The sequence below is a fragment of the Streptomyces sp. Ru71 genome (genome assembly GCF_002920535.1).
Lineage (GTDB): Bacteria > Actinomycetota > Actinomycetes > Streptomycetales > Streptomycetaceae > Streptomyces.
This window is the reverse complement of the sequence record NZ_PQSS01000007.1, coordinates 30,539-51,338: the sequence shown is the minus strand read 5'-3', so window position 1 is coordinate 51,338 and position 20,800 is coordinate 30,539. Positions and strand designations below refer to the sequence as shown.

Here is a 20,800-nt window from a genome sequence, read left to right as displayed (position 1 = left end):
TGCGCCGGACGCCGGTGCGGGCCTGTGGACAACTCCCGGCATGTGCACACGGCGCTCACCCTGGGGCAGTATGGCCCGCGATGCGCAGAGGACTCGTACACGTACTGGCCTGGTCGCTCGCCACGGGCGCGGCGGTCACGCTGTCGTGGTGGGGCGTGCACACGGTGATGGCGGGCACCGCCTACGACCCGCCGCGCGCCCTGCCGATCACGGCGGCGCGGGCGACGACGCAGGAGTCGCGGCCCCGGGTGTCGTCCACGGCCCGGACCGTGCCCCCGTCCCCGCCGGCGTCCCGTCCGGCGCCGTCTTCCTCGGCCCCGTCCTCGTCGCCGGGGCGGCGGGCGTCCGGCTCCCCGCGCACGCCGGCCGCCTCCGCGAGCCCGTCGGCCGGCTCCTCGGGGCGGATCAGGAGTTACGACTCCGACGGCGGCCGGGTGGTGTTCGACATCGGTTCGGCGAGCGCGTCGCTGGTGTCGGCGACCCCGAAGGCGGGCTGGTCGATGCAGTGGTGGAAGACGGAGTCGTGGATCCGGGTGGAGTTCTCCTCGGGTGCGGACCGGGTGTCGGTGTTCTGTACGTGGCACGACGGGCCGCCCCGGGTGGAGGTCGGGACGTACTGACCGCCCCGTCCGGGCTTGTCGGCGGTTCGTGGACGGGCTGGCGGCTTGTGGACGGGCTCGTCGGCGGCTAGTGGAACACCGACGGCGGTGGGGCCGGTGAGGCCACGGCCGCCGCGTCCGTGACCGGGGCGGCGCCGCCGGTGAAGTCCAGCAGCGCCTTGCCGTGCTCGACGCGGGCCGGGTGCGGGTCGGAGGCCGCGCGCCGGGTCAGCTCCGCGACGGGCAGGGGCAGGTCGCGGGCGACGAGCACCGCGTTGCCGAAGCGCTTGCCGCGCAGCACCGCCGGGTCCGCGACCAGCGCCAGTTCGGCGAAGCGGGCGGCGGCGGTGGCGATCTGGCCGCGCAGATGCGCCAGCGGCGGGCCGTCGGCCAGGTTCGCGGCGTACACGCCGCCCGGCTTCAGCGCCCGGCGGACCTCGTCGAGGAACTCGGTGGAGGTGAGGTGGGCGGGGGTGCGGGCGCCGCTGAACACGTCCGCGATCACCAGGTCCGCCCAGCCGTCCGGCACCTTGCCGAGGCCCTCGCGGGCGTCGGCCGACCGGACCCGGATACGGGCGGCGGGGTCCAGCGGCAGCTCCCGGCGCACGAGCTGGACGAGGGCCGCGTCCCGTTCCACGACCTGCTGGGTGGAGCGGGGGCGGGTGGCGGCGACGTAGCGGGCCAGGGTGAGGGCGCCGCCGCCGAGGTGCACGGCGTGGACCGGTTTGCCGGGCGGGGCGGCGAGGTCGATGACGTGGCCGAGGCGGCGCTGGTACTCGAAGGAGAGGTACGCCGGGTCGTCGAGGTCGACGTGCGACTGCGGGGCGCCGTCCAGCAGGAGGGTCCAGGCGCGGGGGCGGTCCCGGTCGGGGACGAGCTCGGCGAGCCCGCCGTCGACCTGCTCCGCGACGGGCTCGGGACCGGGCTGTTTGCGCCGGGGGTTCCTGGACTTGGCCATCCGGCCATTATCCCGGGTGGGTGGTGGTGGGGGTGTGGGGGCCGGGGGCGGGGGCTGCGGTTCGTGGGGGTGGTGCGTGCGGGCTGCGGGTTGTGGGCCGTGGGCGCGGGTTGTGGGGCCGTGGGCGGGGGCTGTGGTTACTGGGGCCGTGGTGCGCGCTGCGGGTTGTGGGGCCGTGGCGCGGGATTTCAGCGGCAGCTGTCCGCCGCCTCGATCAGGCGGGCCGCCTCGCCCAGGGCTCGGCGCAGGACCGCCGGGTCGGTGGCCCGGTCCGCGTCCGCGCCGGGCGGGAGCAGCCAGTCGGAGCCCTCCACCGGCGGCTCGGGGGCGAGGCGCAGTCCGCGGCCGTCGGTGCGGGTGCAGATGCTGCCAGGGACGTCCCAGCCGGCCGCCGTACCGGGCGGGACCAGGAAGCCCAGTGTGTCGCAGCCGCCGTCGTGCAGGACCGGGCCGACGGCGTCCGAGGCGCCGCGCCGCAGGATGTCCACCGCCTCCAGGCCCTGGCGGGCCGGCACGGTGACGAGGTCGCAGGCGCCTGCCGTGCCGGGCGCCACGCTGTGCTCCGGGCTCGGCGCATGTGTCGCCGACGTCGGCGGCGTATCCGGTGGCGTACCGGGTGACATGCAAGGTGCGATGCTCTGGCTGGTCTCCATCCCGGCCTCCACCACGGAATCCCTCAACGCCTCTCGCGGCCTGTCGCCGTCCGTCGAGTTCAACGCGCCACCGTGTCAACGGCTACGGCGGAAGTCCGCCGCAAAGGATGGCAGTTCATGGCAGATCGTGGGTGGGATATCCGGTTTGTAGCCAAACACCGCATGGCGGCCCGATCGCAGCAGGTACGTTCTTGCCGCCGGACAACAGGGTGATCACCCCGACAATCGGGGCAACTCACCTCGCGCCCGGCATGGTTCGACGGTTCGCACGAGAGGACCCGGCCATGGCGTCGTCGACGATGAACGCTGCCCACGCGTCCCAGCCCCAGCGGCCTGCGCGGCCCAACCTCGTCTTCCGGCAGTTGCGCGGACAGCGCTCGCCGGCCGAGTTCGCCGCGCTGGTGAGGCGGGCTGCCCGCGAGATCGGCGAGCGGGTCAGCTGTGACGCGCGCTACATCGGCCGGGTCGAGGCGGGCGAGATCCGCTGTCCCAACTACGCCTACGAACGGGTGTTCCTGCACATGTTCCCGGGCCGCACGCTCGTGGACCTGGGCTTCGCGCCCCGGTCCGCCGTACGCGGGCGTGCGGCGCGGGCGCCCCTCGGTGAACCGGGTGCGCCCGTCGCTGAACCGGGTGCGGACGCCGAGCCGTATGACACGCAGGACCCGTACGACACGCACCACCACGACAACGAGGAGAGCGACGTGCTGCGTCGCGCATTCATCAGCGGCACGGGTGCCACGGTGGCCGCCGCTTCGCTGGGCCCCATCGTGCTCGCCCCGGACGCCCTGGCGTCCGACCGCCCCAGGCGCCGTGCCGGGGCGAGCGAGGCCGGCGCGCTGGAAGAGGCCGTCCGCAGGATCCGGCTGCTGGACGACCGGCACGGCGCCGACGGGCTGTACCGGCGTGCGGCCGCCCCGCTGCGGGCCGCCTACGCGCTGCTGGACGCCGGGGCGACCCGGCAGGCCACCGCCGACCGGCTGCACTCGGGCGCGGGTGAGCTGGCCATCTCCGTGGGATGGCTGGCGCACGACTCGGGGCGTTTCGAGGACGCGCGCTCGCACTATGCCGAGGCGCTGGCCACCGCGCGGATGACCGGGGACGCGGGGCTGGAGGCGCACGCCTTCTGCAACACGGCGTTCCTGGCGCGGGACGCGGGGCGGCCCCGGGAGGCGGTGCGGGCGGCGCAGGCGGCGCAGCGGGTGGCGCGGCCGCTGGGGTCGGCGCGGCTGATGTCGCTGCTGGCGCTGCGCGAGGCCGGAGGGTGGGCGGGGCTCGCGGACCGGTTCGGGTGCGAGCAGGCGCTGGGGCGGGCGCAGGCGCTGTTCGAGCGGGGGGCGTCGGACGCCGACCCGGAGTGGATGAGCTTCTACGGCGAGGCCGAGCTGGCGGGTCTTGAGGCGCAGTGCTGGTCCGCGCTGGGGGACTGGGAGCGGGCGGCGCGGCAGGCGCGGCGGGCGGCTCGGCTGCAGAATCCGCACTTCCTGCGGAACACCGCGCTGTTCACTGCGGAGCTGGCGGACGACCTGGCGCGTGGGGGGCGGCCGGACGAGGCCGCGGCGGCGGGGCTGCGGGTGCTGGGGCTGCTGGATCAGGTGCAGTCGTCTCGGGTGCAGGGGATGTTGGCGGGGACGGCGCGGGTGCTGTTGCCTCACCGGCGGGCTTCGGGGGTTTCGGAGTTCTTGGAACGGCACGCGGCGGCGCCGCGCTTGGCTTGAGCGGGGGGTTGTCGTTCGTCCGCGGGTGGGTGGCTGGTTGCTCGCGCAGTTCCCCGCGCCCCTTTCATGCCTGCGGCGGCCCGTCGCTGTCGCGTCGTGGCGTGCGTCGCCATCCCCACGTAGCTGCGGGCAGTCGTGCCTCCCCCAGTGCCTTAAGGGCCTGGGAGGTGCCCCCAGGGCGGCACGGGTGGGCGCTGGGGGTCCCCCCTGCTCGAAGAGCTTGGGGGAGGCACCTCGTCGCGCCGGGCTGCGTGACCCACACCCGGCCCGCCGCAGCAAGGGCGCTTGGAAACGCCGGGTGCTCAAGCCAGCCCCGGTCAAGCCGCCAGGTGGCCCACGTCGTTCCAGGTTTCCAGGGCCGGTTCTCCATAGGCCCAGCCGAGGGTGGACAGGGACGTGGGGTTCAGGCGGATGCGGGCGGCGAAGTCCAGGGGCAGGCCCAGCCAGCGGGCGCCGATGGAGCGGAGGATGTGGCCGTGCGCGAAGATCAGGACGTCGCGGTCGGCCGAGCGGGCCCAGGAGACGACCTCGTCGGCGCGGGCGGTCACCTCGGACAGCGTCTCGCCCTCGGGGACGCCGTCCCGCCAGATGAGCCAGCCGGGGCGCAGCGCCTGTATCTCGGCCGGGGTGAGGCCCTCGTACGCGCCGTAGTCCCACTCCATCAGCGTGTCCCACACAGTGGCACGGTCGCCGAAGCCGGCCAGCTCGCACGTCTCACGCGCGCGTGCCAGCGGGCTGGTGCGCACCTCGACGCCGGGCAGTCCGTCCAGCGGCGCCCGGTGCAGCCGCTCGCCGAGCAGCTTGGCGCCGCGCCGGCCCTCCTCCAGGAGCGGGATGTCCGTCCTGCCGGTGTGCTTGCCGGACAACGACCACTCGGTCTGTCCGTGCCGGGCCAGCAGGATGCGCGGTGCCATGCGAGGGACCTTTCGGGTGTGCGGGGAAATCACCTCCATCATCGCGCACGTGCGTCACGGGCAACCCGCGGGCCGGTTACGGCGTCTTCCTGGGCCGGGGGCGACCCGAGAGGGACGCCGCCCACGCCGTAGAGTGACTCCCCCGCACCGCCGGGTGATCCCCGGCCGAACGATCCAGCAGTGAGTAGAAGGGGGAGGGCGAATCGGATGCCGCAGACCGAGTCACCAGGCATCGAGGCGGCCCCGGAGACCCGGTCGCGCTGGTGGATCGAGCTGCCCTTGATCCTGCTCGTGTACGGCTGCTACTCGGCCGGGCGCCTGCTCGCCCGCGGTGGCGTCTCGGACGCCGTGGACCACGGCCTGGCGATCCTGCGGATCGAGAAGTTCCTGCACATCAACGCCGAGCACCCGCTGAACCGGCTGTTCACCAGGGAGTCCTGGCTGGGTGTGCCGGCCGACTTCTGGTACGCCTCGCTGCACTACCTGGTGACGCCCGCGCTGCTGGTGTGGCTGTTCCGCAACCGCGCCGCGCACTACCGGGCGGCCCGCACGTGGCTGATGACGTCGACGTTCCTCGGGCTGATCGGCTTCACGCTGCTGCCGACGTGCCCGCCCCGCCTGCTGGCCGCGCAGCACGGCTTCGTCGACACGATGGCCTACTACAGCTCGTACGGCTGGTGGGGCGGCGAGGCCAGCGCGCCGCGCGGCATGGGCGGCATGACGAACCAGTACGCGGCCATGCCGAGCCTGCACGTCGGCTGGGCGCTGTGGTGCGGGGTGATGCTGTGGCGCTACGGCCGCGGCCGGGCGGCCCGGGTTCTGGCGGTGGTGTATCCGCTGGGGACGACTCTGGTCGTCATGGGGACCGCCAATCACTATCTGCTCGACGCCGTCGCCGGCGTGGCCGTGATGGGCGTCGGGCTGCTGCTCGCGCCGGCCGTGACGCGGCTCGCCGACCGGGTGCGGGCGCGGCTCGTCACGGGTGGCTCTTCCGGCGCTCCCGCCTCGATTGTCAGTGGCGGATGCCAGACTTCGGCGGGTGAGCGAATTCCACGGCAGCGCGCATCGCGGCTCGACGCCGACGCCGAGCCGGGTGCCGCCCCCACGGACACAGGGGACGGCGCTCCGGCACCGGCTCGCTGAGCTGCGCGGACCCGACGTACCCGGCAAGGCGCTGGACGCCCGCGCGCTCGCGGCCCTGGCCGCGAACCCGGGCTGCCGGCGGCGAGCGATCCTCGACGGCGCCGGGGTGGACAAGGCGGCGCTGGCGAGCGCGCTGGGGGCGCCTTCGGTGTTCGGGCAGTCGCAGTTCGCGCTGATCCGGGGCAACTCCTTCGAGGCGAAGGTCAAGGCGGACGGCGGCGCGGAGCTGCTCCGGCTGGTGCGGGAGAAGCTCGATCCCGGCGCCGAGCCGCCGGAGGGCGGTCATGTGCCCGACCTGACCGCGTCCGGGCCCGAGGGGCGCACTGCGCGTACGGCGCTGGCGTTGCGGGAGGCCGTCGAGGCGGGCGGCTGGACGCTGCTGGACCATCCGATGCTGGCCCTCGACGTGGCCGGTTCGCCGGCGTTCCTTGAGCCGGACGCGGTGGTGGTGCACCCGGACGGCACCTGGACGGTCGTCGAGATCAAGTCCTTCCCGATGCTGGACGGCTCGGCGGACCCGGCGAAGGTGGGTGCCGCCGCCCGGCAGGCCGCCGTGTACGTGCTGGCGCTGGAGGAGGTCGCCGGCCGGCTGGAGCCCGCGCCGCGGGTGCGGCACCGGGTCCTGCTCGTCTGCCCGAAGGACTTCTCCAATCTGCCCGCCGCTTGCGCGGTCGATGTGCGCAAGCAGCTCGCGGTGACCCGGCGCCAGCTCGCCCGGCTCACCAGGATCGAGGAGATCGCCGACTCGCTGCCCGAGGGGACCTGTTTCTCGCCCGCGCTGCCGGCTCAGGAACTGGCGGAGGCGGTGGAGTCCGTTCCGGCGACGTACGCACCGGACTGCCTGGCCACCTGCGAGCTGGCCTTCCACTGCCGGCGGCGGTCCCGTGAGGCGGCCGCGGTGACCACGCTGGGGCGGGCCGTACGGGCCGAGCTGGGCGGGCTGACCACCGTTACGGAGGTGCTGGCGGCGGCCCGCGGGGAGGCCGGGGACCCGGACGATCCGGCGGTGGCGGCGCTGCGCCGGGCGGCCGTGCTGCGCGCGGAGGCGCTTGGGGAGGCCGCATGTCGCTGATCGCCACCCTGGCCCGTATGGAGGCGGTCAGCAGCGGGTACGCCCAGCCCGCCGCCACCGTGCGGCACCGGCATCTGTCCGACCGGCCGCTGGTCCTGGTGCCGCTGATCACGGGCGGTGAGGCCGGTGCCCCGCTCGGGGCGCTGGTCGGCACCGACCGGGACGCGCCCCGGCTGCTGGTCGTGCCGCAGCCGCGCGACCGCGACCTGCGGTTCGCCTTCCTCGCAGAGCTGGCCGACGTCGTCCTGCCGTACATCGAGTCGTACACCGGGGTGGTGGAGGCCGCCGAGCGCACGGAGACCGACCCGGAGACCGGCAAGCGGGTCAAGGTCGAGGTGGACCTGTGCGCGGACGCCCCGCAGCTGATCGTGCCGAGCCGGGCCGGCGTCGACCTCGTGCGGCTGCTGGGCCGGTCGATGCGTTTTCGGCGGACGGCGGAGCAGGACCCGCAGACGCCGTATCCGGCGCCGCCCCGGGTGCCGTTGCTGGGGCGCTGGTTCACCCACTACGCCGAGCGGGCCCGGGTGCCCGGGTCCTCGCTGCTGCTGGCGCTGACCGAGGTGCTCGCCCGGCACTGGGCGACGGGTCAGTCCGGCCTGGAGGACCAGCATCTGGGCGCGCTGCTGGCGTGGATCGATCCGCCGGAGGGCGTCTCGGGCGCGGAGGCGGCGCTGGCGGCCGAGCTGGCGCGGGACGGCGCCGGGCAGTTGCTGTGCCCGCCCGCCGGACCGGCCACCGACCCGGCGTTCGACAACCGGCTGCTCGCCCCGGCCATCGAGCGCTTCGACCGTGCCCGCAGCGCGCTCGCCGCCGCGCAGGACGGTCTGGAGGCCGACGAGCGGCTGGGCGCGCTCACCCGGGCCGAGCGGGAGATCCGTGAGCTGCTCGCGCGGGTCACGCTGCCCACCTGGGAGAAGGTCTGGCGGGGGCTGGACCTGCTGCGGTCGCTGCCCGAGGGGGCGCATGCCGAGGAGCGCTGGACGCGGGACCGGTGGTCGTTCACCGGGCACCGGGACCGGGTGCTGGCCGGTGAGCCACCGCAGCCGCGCCGCGACGACGCGGTCACCGCGGCGAACAAGCTGGCCGCGCGGGAGCGGGAGCAGGCCCGGCTGGAGGCGCAGGAGGCGCTCGACGACCCGCTGGTGATGGCGGGGCGGCGGCTGGCCGGGGAGGCGTTCGCCGGGGAGGTGACGGACGTGGTCATGGCGTACAGCGAGGGCAAGCGGCCCAGTCCGCGCCCGCTGGTGACCGTGCGCACGGACGACCGGCCGCATCTGGGCGAGCGGGCGAAGGTGTACCGGTCGCTGGGCGGGCGGCCGCAGACGGCGGAGTTCGTCGGCGCCGAGGAGGAGGGTCTGTTCGTGCTGCGGATCCTCGACAAGATGGGGCGCGGCAAGGAGCCCGAGGCGGGGTCGCTGCCCGAGAAGGGCGACCGGGTGTGCTTCACGCTGTTCGAGCACGACCAGCGGGGCGGTGCGAAGCTGCCCGACCCGGAGGACACCCCGTGGACGCACGGCGGGCCGCCCGGCGAGCAGGTCGCCGAGCCCGCCGATCCCGTCACCGAGGAGGACGTGCTGTGACCGTGACCGAGACGGCCTTCGATCCGGGGGCGGCCGCGGCCCGGGCCACCGAGGCGATCCTCGCCGACACGCTGCACGGCTCCGCGCGCGGGGTCGTCGTCGACTCCCCGCCCGGCGCCGGCAAGTCCACGCTGGTGGTGCGGGCGGCGCTGGAGCTGGCCGGGGCCGGGCGCCCGCTGATGGTCGTCGCGCAGACCAACGCGCAGGTCGACGACCTGGTGCTGCGGCTGGCCGAGAAGGACCCGGAGCTGCCCGTCGGCCGGCTGCACAGCAGCGACGCCGACGCCTACGACCGTGCCCTGGACGAACTGCCGCAGGTGCGCACCTCGGCGAAGGCCGCCGACCTCACCGGGCTGCCGGTGGTGCTGTCCACGGCGGCCAAGTGGGCGCATGTGAAGGTGGACGAGCCGTGGCGGCACGCGATCGTCGACGAGGCGTACCAGATGCGCTCCGACGGTCTGCTGGCGGTGGCGGGGCTGTTCGAGCGGGCGCTGTTCGTGGGCGACCCCGGCCAGCTGGACCCGTTCGCGATCGTGGGCAGCGAGCAGTGGGCGGGACTGTCGTACGACCCGTCGGCGTCGGCGGTGACGACGCTGCTCGCGCACAACCCGGACCTGCCGCAGCACCGCCTGCCGGTGTCCTGGCGGCTGCCGGCGTCCGCCGCGCCGCTGGTGTCGGACGCGTTCTACCCCTACACGCCCTTCCGCAGCGGCACGGGTCCGGACGATCGCCGCCTGTCCTTCGCGGTGCCCTCCGACGGCTCCGGTCCCGACCGGGTGATCGACGAGGCCGCGGCCTGCGGCTGGGGGCTGCTGGAGCTGCCCGCCCGGCACACCCCGCGCACCGACCCGGAGGCGGTGCGGGCGGTGGCGACGGTCGTACGGCGGCTGCTCGACCGGGGTGGTGCCGCCACCTCGGAGCGCTCCGGGGGGCCGTCGCCGCTGACCGCCGACCGGGTCGCCGTGGGCACCGCGCACCGCGACCAGGCGGCGGCCATCCGCGCGGCGCTGGCCGAGCTGGGCGTGTCCGACGTCACGGTGGACACGGCGAACCGGCTGCAGGGCCGGGAGTACGACGTGACGGTGGTCCTGCACCCGCTGTCCGGCAGGCCCGACGCCACGGCCTTCCACCTGGAGACCGGCCGTCTGTGCGTCCTGGCCTCCCGCCACCGGCACGCGTGCATCGTGGTGTGCCGCGCGGGGGTGGAAGACCTGTTGGACGACTACCCGTCGACGGAACCGGTCCAGCTGGGCACGCTCGTGAAGTTCCCGGACGGCTGGGAGGCGAACCACGCGGTCCTGGCCCACCTGAGCGAGCACCGGGTGACCTGGCGGCCCTGAGCGTCTCGTCGGTCGCGAGCCATGGCCCCGAGGCCCCCTTGCGCACGCGCGGGACAATGGAGGGTGGTCCACCCGTAGGCGGCGCCACCCGTGACGTACGCCCCCGTACGAGAAGGAGAAGACATGGCGGAGCCCACGCCGCGTCGGAACGAACCGCGGCTACGCCCCGCGCCCCTGCTCTTCGAGCCCATGGCGGCGGCCGCCGATCCGGAGCACTTCTTCGACCTGGAGTCGATCGACGACCCGCGCACGCTGCTGGAGCGGGCGACGGAGCTGACGCAGGCCTTCCGTGCGGCGGCCGACCGGGCCGTGGAGTTCCAGGCGATCGCGGCGGCCCAGCTGGCCGACCCGCGCCGGTTCGACCGGCTGACGGCGGGGGACATCGCCGAGCGGGCCGAGTGGACCGAGGACTACGCGAAGAAGATGGTCGAGTTCGGCCGTGACCTGCTGCGCGGCGGGGACGGGACCAACCCCTCCGACCCGCTGTGACTCCACCCGCACGCACGTTCGGCATATGCCAGGCGGGCAACAGCCGGGCAAGATACTCCCTGACGCCCCCTCCTGTCCGGATTTCCCGCAACCCTGGGGAAGCGCACCCTCACGCCCGGTAAACCTGGACGGCATGAGCAGTACGTGCCTTGTCACCCATGACGGCGCCAGCTGGCTGGCCTCGGCGGGAACCTACCCGCGCAGCACCCTCGCCCTGTGGGAGGAGCAGCCGGACGCCCCGGTGGTGCTTCCCTGCGGCACCGCCTTCGACGTCATCGGCGTCCCCGCCCTGTTCGGGCGCCGGATGCTGGACCGGCTGTGGGACGAGGGGCCGGGCTCGGGCCCGGTCGCCGTCTTCCGGGGCCGGATGCTGCTCTTCGCGGCGCCCGGCTCGGCCCAGCGGCTGCCCTCGCTGCTGGAGTGGGAGGAGTGGGGGGCGGGCGGCGGCCGCACCGGCCGCACCGACGGCATTCCGCCGCTGACCTGCCACGGGTCCGGTGACGCGGTGACCGTCCCGCCGGTGTCGTCGGTCACGGCGGGCACGTCCGCGACACGCTGGCTGGTCGCCCCGGACACCCGCCACCCCTGGCTGCCGGGCCCGGAGATCCTGCTGTGGGCGGCGGTGCGGGCGGCCCGGGCGGCGGTGCGGATATCGATTTCGCACCCCGCCGACCAGGATGCTAAGGTCTACGACGTCAGCAGGCGCCGCTAGCTCAGTTGGTTAGAGCAGCTGACTCTTAATCAGCGGGTCCGGGGTTCGAGTCCCTGGCGGCGCACACGACGGGAAGGCCCCTCGCGCAAGCGAGGGGCCTTCTGCTGTACCCGAGGATCAAGCGGCCCGATGGATCAAGCGGCCCGATGGATCAAGCGGTCCGGTGGATCAACCGGTCACCCCCGGTGTGATCGTCACCGTCCACGTCCCGGACGCGGAGCGGTCCTCCACCTCCACCCGCACCCCGTCCCCGGGCACCGTGAAGCTCTCGCCGAGGGAGACCGGGGCGTCGGCGAGCGGCGGGTAGACGGAGTCCTCCCAGCAGGCCTGGGTGTGCGGGTGGGCGTCGATCACCTCGACGGGCCCGCGCCCGGACTCGGTCGTGCTGCGCACCCGGTAGACGAGCACCCCGGCCCGGCAGGCCATGCTGTCGTTGCCGACGGGGTCCCGCACCTCGAAGGCGAGGGCGCTGTCCGGGCCGGTGCGCACGACGGCGAGTTTGGTGCCGTCGCCGAGCCCGAAGGCCGGTGCGCCGGCGGCGCCGGGCACGGGCACACCGGGGCCGGCGCCGAGCGGCTCCAGGGTGAGCCGGGTCGGGCGCTGCACGCACACCACCTGCCGGGGCTGGAGCCAGCCCAGCTTCCACTTGTGCCAGCCGAACAGGTCCGGGGCGAGGCCGAACTGGCTGCCCATCATGTCCCAGTCGCCGACGTAGGTGTCCCAGTCACCCTTGCCGTCGGCCGGGCGGTGGTAGAGGTCGGGCAGGTCGAAGACGTGCCCGGTCTCGTGCGCGAGCACCAGCCGGTCCGGTGGGTGCCGTTCGAAGACCGTGACCACCCGGCGGATGTCCGCGCCGTCCGCGCGCAGCGGGGCGTCCAGGTTGACGACCTTGGTCGCGTCGGAGTCGACGCCGGGCGCGTCCGGGTCGGCGACGAAGTAGACGATGTCGTAGCGGGAGAAGTCGACCTGGTCGTCGGCGGCGCGCAGGGCGTCGCGCAGGTACAGGGAGCGCAGGCTCGCGCTCCAGTCGCGCTGTATGCGGTACGCGGTGGACGGCCGGGGCATGCGGACCCACTGCCGCATCGCGTGTGCGGTCAGGGTGAAGCGGCCGTAGGAGGTGCGCCGGAAGAACTCGCTGGTGACCGGGAAGTGGTCGGCGGTCAGCTCGGCGGGGGTGGTCAGCGGGGTGGAGTCGGGGAAGGACAGGAAGACCATGACCGCGTTCAGGGCGCGGGTGGGCCGCGGGTAGGCGGCGTTCCAGGTATCGACGCCCTCGGAGTGGTGGGCGCCGGTGCGCTGGAGGGCGCAGGGCTCGGTGGAGAAGGGTTCGGCGACCGAGGGGGCGCTGAGCAGGGAGGTCGCGGCGAGCGCCGACATGGTGGTGAACACGGCGGCGGTGCTGCGCAGTCGGGGCGGTTCCAGCGCCCGGCTCAGTCCCCTGCGGGTACTTCGGCCCAGTCCTTTCAGGGTGCGCTGACGCGGCAAGGGGACCTCCGGGTGCGGTTCACGGGACGCCGCACCCAGCCTGGTGGCATTTATTGTCGTATGCCCTGTTTATCTGACCCGGACGAGTGAGTGCCACGCGCGGCGACACCCCCGAAGCGCTCACGGAACGTCACATTCGGTCGGGGGTCCGCCCAGGCCGCCCACCTGCGAACAGAAACGATCCGGCGGGGTGCCGGGCACCCCGCTCCGGCCGCCCCAGAGCGGCCCATGGCTGGAACGGCCCCGGGGCAGCCTCTATGATCGGCACACTTTCCTGCGCGGACAGCCAACGAGTGCACTGCGGGAGCGAGCGGTGAGCGGAACGTCCGAAGGGTCGACACCCGTGGCGGAAGCCGACGGGCATGTCGTTACAGAGAGTAACCGCACCACCCCTGCCCGTGCCGAGCCGCCCTACCGTTCCGCCTTCACGGCGGCGCCGCTCGCCATGGCCGTCGTCGACCGCGAGGGTCTGATCGTCGACGCCAACGACACCCTCGGCGAGCTGCTCGGCGGCGACCGGACCGGCCTCACCGGCCAGGTCGCGTCCGATCTGCTGGACCTCGCCACCGACAGCCGCACCTGGCACGCCTACCGCGAGGTGCTCGTGGGCGACCGCCCCCGGCTGCGCTGCACCCGCCGCCTCAAACACCCCGACGGCCACTCGCTGTGGGCGCAGGTCACCGTCAGCTCGCTGCCCGTCGGCGAGGAGGGCGTACTGCTGTCCGTGGCCGACGTCAGCGCCCGCCGTGAACTCCAGGCGCGCTTGCGGCACTTGCAGATGCACGACCCGGTGACCCGGCTGCCCAACCGCACCCTGTTCTTCGAACGGCTGACGGCGGCGCTGGAGTCGGCCGCGCTGGAGGCCGAGGCGTACGAGACGGGCGGCACCGGCCGGATCGGGCTGTGCTACCTGGACGTGGACGGGTTCAAGGCCGTCAACGACACCCTCGGGCACCGCGTCGGGGACCAGCTGCTGGCGGCCGTGGCCGAGCGGCTCACGCGCTGCGCGGACGAGGCGGGCTGCGGCCGGGCCGGCGCACCGCTGGTGGCGCGGCTCGGCGGCGACGAGTTCGCGCTGCTGGTGGAGAACTCCACCGGCACCGACCAGCTCGCCGACCTCGCCGAGTCGGTGCTGAAGGCCCTTCAGGAGCCCTTCGACCTGGCCGGCCAGCGGCTGTCTGTCTCGGCGTCCATCGGCGTGGTGGAGCGCCAGGCGGCGGGCACGTCCGCGACCGGGCTGATGCAGGCCGCCGACACGACGCTGTACTGGGCCAAGTCGGACGGCAAGGACCGCTGGACGCTGTTCGACCCGGAGCGCAACGCGCACTTGATGACGCGTCAGGCGCTCGCCTCCACCCTCCGACCGGCCATCGAGCGCGGGGAGTTCGTGCTCGACTACCAGCCGCTGGTGGGCATGGCGGACGGCCGGCTGCACGGGGTGGAGGCGCTGATCCGCTGGAACCACCCGCAGTTCGGGCTGCTGCCGCCGAATCGGTTCATCGGACTCGCCGAGGAGGACGGTTCGATCGTGCCGCTCGGCCGGTGGATCCTCGCCACCGCCTGCCGCCAGGCCCGCCGCTGGCAGCTGGAGAACCCCGGCGAGCCGCCCCTGTTCGTCAGCGTCAACGTGGCCGTGCGCCAGGTGTGGGACTCCGACCTGGTCGCGGACGTGGCCGAGACGCTGGCCGAGACGGGCCTGGCGCCGCACCTGCTGCAGCTGGAGCTGACCGAGTCGGCGGTCATGGGCTCCGCCGGCCGGCCCTTGCAGGCCCTCAAGGCCCTCAGCGACATGGGCGTGCGCATCGCCATCGACGACTTCGGCACCGGCTACTCGAACCTCGCGTACCTCTCCCGGCTGCCGGTGAAGGTCCTGAAGCTGGACGGCTCCTTCGTGCGCGGATTCCGCTACGACGATCCGGCCGCGCACCCCAGCCCCGCCGACGAGGTCATCGTCGAGGCGATGATCCAGCTGGCGCACCGACTGGGCCTGACGGTGACCGCCGAGTGCGTGGAGACCTCCGCGCAGGCCGACCGGCTGCGGCTGATCGGCTGCGACACCGGGCAGGGGTGGCTGTACTCCCGTCCGGTGCCGCCGGATCGTATCTCCGCGCTGCGGGGGGCGCCGGGGGTTCAGGCGGACGTGGTCGGCAAGCCGTAGACGTCCGCGATCAGTTCGTACGAGCGCAGCCGCACGTCCCCGCTGTGCGCGTTGCCGGTGATCATCAGCTCGTCGGCGCCGGTCCGCTTCTGCAGCTCGTCGAGCCCGGTGCGCACCTCGTCCGGGGTGCCGTGGACGACGTTGGAGTTCCAGGAGGCGGCGAACTCCTCCTCCATCGGGCTGAACTCGTACGCCTCGGCCTCCTCCGGCGTGGGCACCAGGCCCGGCCGTCCGGTGCGCAGCCGGATCATGCTCAGCGCGGCGGCGCGCACCTGCCGGCGGGCCTCCTTCTCGTCCTCGGTGGCGAGGGCGGCGACGCCGATGAGGGCGTACGGCTCGTCCAGGACGTCGGAGGCGCGGAAGGACTCGCGGTACAGGTCGAGGGCCGGGAGGGTGTTCTGCGCGGAGAAGTGGTGCGCGAAGGCGAACGGCAGGCCGAGCATGCCGGCGAGCCGGGCGCTGAACCCGGAGGAGCCGAGCAGCCAGATGGGCGGGCGGTGCGGTGACTGCACGCCGCCGGGAGAGGTGGCCTGGACGGGTCCCGGTACGGCGTGGATCCTCCGGTACGGGTGCCCGTCGGGGAAGTCGTCGTCGAGGAAGCGGGTCAGTTCGGCGAGCTGCTGCGGGAAGTCGTCGGCGCCCTCGTTGAGCCGGTCGCTGCGGCGCAGGGCCGCGGCCGTGGCCCCGTCCGTGCCCGGGGCCCGGCCGAGGCCGAGGTCGATGCGGCCCGGCGCCATGGCCTCCAGCGTGCCGAACTGCTCCGCGATGACGAGGGGGGCGTGGTTGGGCAGCATGACGCCGCCCGAGCCGAGGCGGATGCGGTCGGTGTGGGCGGCGAGGTGGGCGAGGATCACGGCGGGCGAGGAGGAAGCGACGCCGGGCATGGAGTGGTGCTCGGCGACCCAGTAGCGGTGGAAGCCGCGGTTCTCGGCGAGCCGGGCCATGGCCACGCTGGTGCGCAGGGCGTCGGTGGCGGTGCGGCCCGCGCCGACGGTGACCAGGTCCAACACGGAGAGCGGGACGGGTGCGGTGCCCTGTGCCGTTCCCCGGATCTCGTCGCCGGGGGTGTCTGCTGCGGCCACGGTGAGGTCTCCTCCTGCGTGTGCGATGCGCTGGCCTCCGGCTAACAGGAGGGGGTCTCCGCTTATTCCCGGGGTTCCAGGTTCGGGCTGCGCCCGGAGGGGTCCGTTGGGCGGCGCCCGGCGCTGTGGCGGACCGGGGGTAGGTGCGCAGCCCGGCGCGACGGGGTGCCTCCCCCAAGCTCTTCGAGCAGGGGGGACCCCCAGCGCCCACCCGTGCCGCCCCAGCGGCACGACTGCCCGCAGCTATGCAGATGGTGCGCGCCTCGGGGGCCGGGGCGGAGCCCCTGGCGGGGTCCGGGGCGGAGCCCCGGGGCGGGCTCCCGGTCGAGGAGGGCGACGGGTGAACCCCCGGGGGGGCCGCTAGGCCTGGACGAGCGGTTCGCGGAGGAACAGGGTGCCCAGGGCCGGGGCGTTGACCCTGCGGTCGGCCAGGCGTAGGCCCTCCCAGACCGTGACCTGGTTCGCCGTGAGGACCGGCTTGCCCAGTTCCTTCTCCAGCACCGGCACATGCGCCGCCGTGTGCAGCGCGGTGTCGGGCAGCAGCACCGCCTCCGCGTCCGGGCGGTCCGCCGCGCGGGCCAGCGCCAGCACCTCGGCCTCGCCCCACGTGCCGACCTCCGCCGCCGTGACGATCCCCGAGCTGCGCACCCCGGTCACCCGCACGCCCCCGGCGGCGAGGAACTCCTCGAACAGGACCGCCACGTCCTCGGGGTACGTCGCCCCGACCGCGACCCTGCGCAGCCCCAGCTCCCGCACCGCGTGCACGAAGGCGAACGACGTCGAGGAGGCGGGCATCCCGGCGGCCATGGCCAGGGAGCGGACCTGATCATGGGCGCCCTCCCAGCCGTACACGAAGCTGCCGCTGGTGCACGCCCACACCACCGACTCGGCGCCGGACAGCCGCAGCTCCTCCACGCCCGCGCGGAGGCGCTCGACCGCGCCCATCCGGCGCAGCGCGTCGACCCGGTGGGCGTCCTCGCCGATGTCCGTGTGGACGAGGTCCACCCGGATGTCACTGCCCAGGAGCTGCTCGATGCGCGGGTAGTCGTCCTCGGCCGAGTGACCCGGGTAGAGGAATCCGAGTGCGGTCATGTTCGCCCTTCCTGCTGTTCCTGCGGTTCGTCCGGCAGTACGGGGGGCCACGCGCGCGCCGACATGTCGATCAGCGCCTGGTACGGCCCTACCGCGCGGGTACCCAGCCGACGCAGCGCCGCCCACATCGTCACTTGGTTGGCCGAGATCACCGGGATGCGCAGTTCCGCCTCCAGCTGCGGGATCACGTCGTACGTCGGCAGGTTGGTGCAGGAGAGGAACAGCGCCTGCGCACCGCCGGCCGCGCCCGGTGTCCCCACCGCCCGCCGGGCCATCTCGACCACGTCCCGGTACGGCACCTTCCAGATGTGCCGGGTCAGCCCCATGTACACGCACCCGGTGACCACGACCCCGGCCTGCGCGACGTACGCCCGCAGCGAGCGCGTCACCGACACCGTGTACGGCGTCACCAGCGCCACCCGCCGTACGCCCAGCTCGGCCAGGGCCTCCAGCAGCGCCCCGGAGGTCGTCACGGAGGGCACCGCGCCCGCCGCGTCCATCGCCTCGCACATCGCGCGCTCCCCGGCGATCCCGCCGACGAAGCTGCCGGAGGTGCAGGCGTAGGCGACGACCTCCGGCTGTACGGCGATCAGGGTGCGCACGGCGTCGGAGAGCGTCTCGTGCTCGCTGACCAGCCGGGCGAGATCCAGGCTGACCTCGACCGGTACGTACGGGGTGCGGGTCAGGTGCAGCGACACCTCGTCCGGCGTCCAGCGCCACAGCTCACGGTCGAGCGCGAAGTCGAAGGGCGCGACGACGCCGACACCGCGCTGCGGGCGGGGGCCGCCCAGGAACATGGCCTCCATAAAGGGCACCGCCTCACGGTGGGAGACGACAGGGCAACGGATCGTACGCGCGGCCCTGTTGACGACGGTAGGTTCCGGTGCGAGCGTGGTCAATCCGTGCATGTCAGACGCCAGATCATCTCGCCCGGTCCCGGAGAAACGGCCCCTGCATGACCAGCGCACCGCCCACGCTCCTCGTCCTCGACGCCGATCCCCCGCCCCGGCTGGGCCGCCTGACCGGCCGGGCGCGGATCGTGCACACCGACGCCGCAGGTCTCGCCGAGCGGCTGCCCGACGCCGATGTGCTGCTGGTGTGGGACTTCACCTCCACCGCCGTACGGGACGCCTGGCCGGGCGAGGGGCCGCGGCCGCGCTGGGTGCACACCGCCAGCGCCGGCGTGGACCACCTGATGTGCCCGCAGCTCGCCGCCTCGGACACCGTCGTGACCAACGCCCGTGGCGTCTTCGACCAGCCGATCGCCGAGTACGTCGCCGCCCTGGTGCTGGCGATGGCCAAGGACCTGCCGCGCACCCTGGAGTTCCAGCAGAAGCGGGAGTGGCGGCACCGCGAGTCGCGCCGGGTGACCGGTACGCGCGCGTGCGTGGTCGGCTCCGGGCCGATCGGGCGGGCGATCGCCCGGCTGCTGAAGGCGCTCGGCGTCACCACCGCGCTCGTCGGCCGCACCCCGCGCACCGGCGTGTACGGCCCCGACGACCTCGACCGGCTGCTGTCCCGCGCCGACTGGGTGATCGCGGCGGCCCCGCTGACCGAGCAGACGCGGGGCATGTTCGACGCGCGCCGCTTCGGGGTGATGCAGCCGTCGGCGTGCTTCGTCAACGTCGGCCGCGGGCCGCTGGTCGACGAGGAGGCGCTCGCCGAGGCGCTGGCCAAGCGCTGGATCGCCGGGGCCGCGCTGGATGTGTTCGCCGACGAACCGCTGCCCGCCGACAGCCCGCTGTGGCAGGTGCGGGACCTGATCGTCTCCCCGCACATGAGCGGGGACACGGTCGGCTGGCGGGATGAACTGGGCAAGCAGTTCGTGGAGTTGTACGAGCGCTGGGCGGCGGGCCGGCCGCTGCTCAACGTGGTCGACAAGCAGCGCGGGTACGTACCCGGTCACTGACACCCTGGGAGGCCTGCATGACGGAACTCACCGAGCTGACCGCCACCGAGCTGGTCGAGGGCTATCGCAAGGGCGAGTTCGACCCGGTGGAGGCGACCCGCGCGGTGCTGGAGCGGGCCGAGCGCGTCCAGCCGGACGTGAACGCCTTCGTCCGGCTGCTGCCCGAGGACGCCCTGGAGCAGGCGCGGGCGTCGGCCGGGCGGTGGCGGCGCGGTGAGCCGGCCGGGCTGCTGGACGGGGTGCCGGTGACCGTCAAGGACATCCTGCTGCTGCGCGGCCACCCCACCCTGCGCGGCTCGCGCACGATCGAGGCGGCGGGGCCGTGGGCGGAGGACGCCCCGTCGGTGGCCCGGCTGCGCGAGCACGGCGCGGTGTTCGTCGGCAAGACGACCACGCCCGAGTTCGGCTGGAAGGGCGTGACGGACTCGCCGCTGTCCGGTGTCACCCGCAACCCGTACGGCTCCTCGCGCACGGCGGGCGGCTCCAGCGGCGGCAGCGCGGCCGCGGTGGCCCTCGGCGCGGGGCCGCTGTCGCTGGGCACGGACGGCGGCGGCAGTGTCCGCATCCCGGCCGCGTTCTGCGGGATCTTCGGCCTGAAACCGACGTACGGCCGGGTGCCGCTGTACCCGGCGAGCGCGTTCGGCACGCTGTCGCACGTGGGACCGATGACCCGTACCGCGGCGGACGCGGCGCTGATGCTGGACGTGATCGGCACGCCGGACGCCCGGGACTGGTCGGCGCTGGGCCCGGCCGGGCTGTCGTACACGGAGGTGCTCGGCGCGGGGGTGCGGGGTCTGCGGGTGGCGTACTCGCCGTCGCTGGGCGGGCAGGTCGCGGTGGAGCCGGCGGTCGCGGCGGCGGTGCGGCGGGCGGCGGAGCGGCTCGCGGGGCTCGGCGCGTACGTCGAGGAGACCGACCCGGACGTCGCCGACCCGGTGGACGCCTTCCACGCCCTGTGGTTCGCGGGCGCGGCCCGGGTGGTGCAGCGGCTGAGCCCGCACCAGCGGGAGCTGCTGGACCCCGGCCTGCGGGAGATCTGCGCGGCCGGGGCCCGGCTGTCGGCGCTGGAGTACCTCGCCGCGGTGGATGTCCGGATGGACCTGGGCCGGCGCATGGGCCGTTTCCACGAGTCGTACGACCTGCTGCTGACCCCGACCCTGCCGCTCACGGCGTTCGAGGCGGGCGCCGAGGTGCCGCACGGCTCGGGGCTGAAGCGCTGGACGGGGTGGACGCCGTTCACCTACCCGTTCAACCTGACGCAGCAGCCGGCGGCGTCCGTCCCGGTCGGCGCGGACGCGGACGGGCTGCCGGTGGGTCTGCAGATCGTGGCCGCCCGGCACCGCGACGACCTGGTGCTGCGGGCGGCGCACGCCCTGTACGAGGCGGGCGCCGCGGGCCTCACAGCCGCCGGAAGCTGAGGCTCTCCCCCGCCGCGCCCGTGCGCCACAGGTCGTTGCAGGCCTCGGCCATGGCGTCCAGCCCGTCCACGACCTGGCCCCAGACGATCCCGGGCACCCAGCCCACGTCGCCGTTCAGCAGCAGGTTGTTGCGCTCGTAGAACAGGGCCAGGTCGACGACGGTGGTCCCGGCGCGCACCTCGCGGTCGTAGCCGTAGGCCCGGGTGCCCAGTTCGGCGCCGGCGAAGGAGAAATAGCAGAGATCTCCCGGAATCGGGGTGACGGTCGGGTTTTCCAGGGGTGGTTCGGCCCCGGCGAAGGGCGGGAAAAGGGCGTAGATCTCGTTACGCGCATATTTGGCGTGGTAGACGTCGCCGGACAGCGGCAGGGCGTCCCACACCGCGGCGCAGGTGAGCGGGGCGCGGTCGTCCAGGAGCTTTGCCGTGCAGTGGATTTGACGCTTGACCAGGGACACTTCGAGGTAGCGATCCGCCATGAA

Annotated in this window: 19 protein-coding genes and 1 tRNA gene; 12 read left to right on the top strand and 8 right to left on the bottom strand. The window is 74.2% G+C overall.

Translation table 11 applies throughout. The annotated features are described in order from the left end of the window. The first annotated feature begins 80 nt into the window (after positions 1 to 80). Positions 81 to 620 carry a hypothetical protein gene (locus C3489_RS06575; protein WP_103780799.1) on the top strand — a complete coding sequence of 180 codons (540 nt, stop codon included), beginning with the start codon at positions 81 to 83 and terminating at the stop codon, positions 618 to 620. Between the two features lie 67 nt (positions 621 to 687). Here C3489_RS06575 and C3489_RS06570 read toward each other — a convergent pair whose 3' ends face one another. Continuing rightward, positions 688 to 1,557, bottom strand: coding sequence for a spermidine synthase (locus tag C3489_RS06570; protein ID WP_103780798.1), 870 nt, complete (start codon positions 1,555 to 1,557; stop codon positions 688 to 690). 188 nt (positions 1,558 to 1,745) lie between these two features. Further along, positions 1,746 to 2,225, bottom strand: coding sequence for a hypothetical protein (locus tag C3489_RS06565; protein WP_374936722.1), 480 nt, complete (start codon positions 2,223 to 2,225; stop codon positions 1,746 to 1,748). Between the two features lie 269 nt (positions 2,226 to 2,494). Between C3489_RS06565 and C3489_RS06560 the strand changes: the two genes are divergently transcribed. Then, positions 2,495 to 3,928 carry a hypothetical protein gene (locus tag C3489_RS06560; protein WP_103780796.1) on the top strand — a complete coding sequence of 478 codons (1,434 nt, stop codon included), beginning with the start codon at positions 2,495 to 2,497 and terminating at the stop codon, positions 3,926 to 3,928. 317 nt (positions 3,929 to 4,245) lie between these two features. On the opposite strand, the gene C3489_RS06555 is transcribed toward C3489_RS06560, so the two are convergent. After that, positions 4,246 to 4,842: a histidine phosphatase family protein gene (locus C3489_RS06555; protein ID WP_103780795.1), complete on the bottom strand. Its 597-nt coding sequence runs from the start codon at positions 4,840 to 4,842 to the stop codon at positions 4,246 to 4,248. Between the two features lie 207 nt (positions 4,843 to 5,049). Here C3489_RS06555 and C3489_RS06550 point away from each other — a divergent pair, with 207 nt between their 5' ends. From C3489_RS06550 to C3489_RS06520, 7 genes are all read left to right on the top strand, one after another. Further along, complete coding sequence (locus tag C3489_RS06550) at positions 5,050 to 5,985, top strand: phosphatase PAP2 family protein (protein WP_103780794.1); 936 nt, start codon at positions 5,050 to 5,052, stop codon at positions 5,983 to 5,985. After that, positions 5,936 to 7,057, top strand: a complete 1,122-nt coding sequence (locus tag C3489_RS06545) for a hypothetical protein (RefSeq protein ID WP_103780793.1) — start codon at positions 5,936 to 5,938, stop codon at positions 7,055 to 7,057. The genes C3489_RS06550 and C3489_RS06545 overlap by 50 nt, the downstream gene beginning before the upstream one ends. Then, positions 7,048 to 8,637 carry a hypothetical protein gene (locus tag C3489_RS06540; RefSeq protein ID WP_103780792.1) on the top strand — a complete coding sequence of 530 codons (1,590 nt, stop codon included), beginning with the start codon at positions 7,048 to 7,050 and terminating at the stop codon, positions 8,635 to 8,637. The genes C3489_RS06545 and C3489_RS06540 overlap by 10 nt, the downstream gene beginning before the upstream one ends. A 2-nt stretch (positions 8,638 to 8,639) precedes the next feature. Then, positions 8,640 to 9,977 carry an AAA domain-containing protein gene (locus tag C3489_RS06535; RefSeq protein WP_103780888.1) on the top strand — a complete coding sequence of 446 codons (1,338 nt, stop codon included), beginning with the start codon at positions 8,640 to 8,642 and terminating at the stop codon, positions 9,975 to 9,977. A 123-nt stretch (positions 9,978 to 10,100) separates the two neighbouring features. Continuing rightward, positions 10,101 to 10,466 carry a hypothetical protein gene (locus C3489_RS06530; RefSeq protein WP_103780791.1) on the top strand — a complete coding sequence of 122 codons (366 nt, stop codon included), beginning with the start codon at positions 10,101 to 10,103 and terminating at the stop codon, positions 10,464 to 10,466. A gap of 133 nt (positions 10,467 to 10,599) precedes the next feature. Further along, positions 10,600 to 11,178: a bifunctional DNA primase/polymerase gene (locus C3489_RS06525; protein ID WP_219821932.1), complete on the top strand. Its 579-nt coding sequence runs from the start codon at positions 10,600 to 10,602 to the stop codon at positions 11,176 to 11,178. Beyond that, a tRNA-Lys gene (locus tag C3489_RS06520) sits at positions 11,169 to 11,242 on the top strand. The genes C3489_RS06525 and C3489_RS06520 overlap by 10 nt, the downstream gene beginning before the upstream one ends. Positions 11,243 to 11,346: 104 nt before the next feature. Here C3489_RS06520 and C3489_RS06515 read toward each other — a convergent pair. Continuing rightward, positions 11,347 to 12,663 carry a M6 family metalloprotease domain-containing protein gene (locus tag C3489_RS06515; protein WP_181139522.1) on the bottom strand — a complete coding sequence of 439 codons (1,317 nt, stop codon included), beginning with the start codon at positions 12,661 to 12,663 and terminating at the stop codon, positions 11,347 to 11,349. Positions 12,664 to 12,976: 313 nt separating this feature from the next. Here C3489_RS06515 and C3489_RS06510 point away from each other — a divergent pair, with 313 nt between their 5' ends. Next, positions 12,977 to 14,821 (top strand): bifunctional diguanylate cyclase/phosphodiesterase, encoded by a 1,845-nt coding sequence (locus C3489_RS06510; protein WP_103780788.1) that lies wholly within the window; start codon positions 12,977 to 12,979, stop codon positions 14,819 to 14,821. On the opposite strand, the gene C3489_RS06505 is transcribed toward C3489_RS06510, so the two are convergent. From C3489_RS06505 to C3489_RS06495, 3 genes are all read right to left on the bottom strand, one after another. Then, positions 14,794 to 15,903, bottom strand: coding sequence for an LLM class flavin-dependent oxidoreductase (locus C3489_RS06505; RefSeq protein WP_103780787.1), 1,110 nt, complete (start codon positions 15,901 to 15,903; stop codon positions 14,794 to 14,796). The genes C3489_RS06510 and C3489_RS06505 overlap by 28 nt on opposite strands. Before the next feature lie 360 nt (positions 15,904 to 16,263). Further along, positions 16,264 to 16,995 (bottom strand): aspartate/glutamate racemase family protein, encoded by a 732-nt coding sequence (locus C3489_RS06500; RefSeq protein WP_103780786.1) that lies wholly within the window; start codon positions 16,993 to 16,995, stop codon positions 16,264 to 16,266. Beyond that, positions 16,992 to 17,801 (bottom strand): aspartate/glutamate racemase family protein, encoded by an 810-nt coding sequence (locus tag C3489_RS06495; protein ID WP_103780785.1) that lies wholly within the window; start codon positions 17,799 to 17,801, stop codon positions 16,992 to 16,994. The genes C3489_RS06500 and C3489_RS06495 overlap by 4 nt, the downstream gene beginning before the upstream one ends. A gap of 149 nt (positions 17,802 to 17,950) precedes the next feature. Here C3489_RS06495 and C3489_RS06490 point away from each other — a divergent pair, with 149 nt between their 5' ends. Next, a complete protein-coding gene (locus tag C3489_RS06490; protein WP_103780784.1) occupies positions 17,951 to 18,904 on the top strand; it encodes a D-2-hydroxyacid dehydrogenase in 954 nt (317 codons plus the stop codon). Positions 18,905 to 18,921: 17 nt separating this feature from the next. After that, the gene (locus C3489_RS06485; RefSeq protein WP_103780783.1) at positions 18,922 to 20,322 is read left to right on the top strand and encodes an amidase; all 1,401 of its coding nucleotides are present in this window, start codon (positions 18,922 to 18,924) and stop codon (positions 20,320 to 20,322) included. Here the strand turns inward: C3489_RS06485 and C3489_RS06480 are convergent. Further along, complete coding sequence (locus C3489_RS06480) at positions 20,303 to 20,797, bottom strand: DUF3830 family protein (RefSeq protein WP_181139521.1); 495 nt, start codon at positions 20,795 to 20,797, stop codon at positions 20,303 to 20,305. The two genes, C3489_RS06485 and C3489_RS06480, sit on opposite strands and share 20 nt — an antisense overlap. Between the last annotated feature and the right edge of the window lie 3 nt (positions 20,798 to 20,800).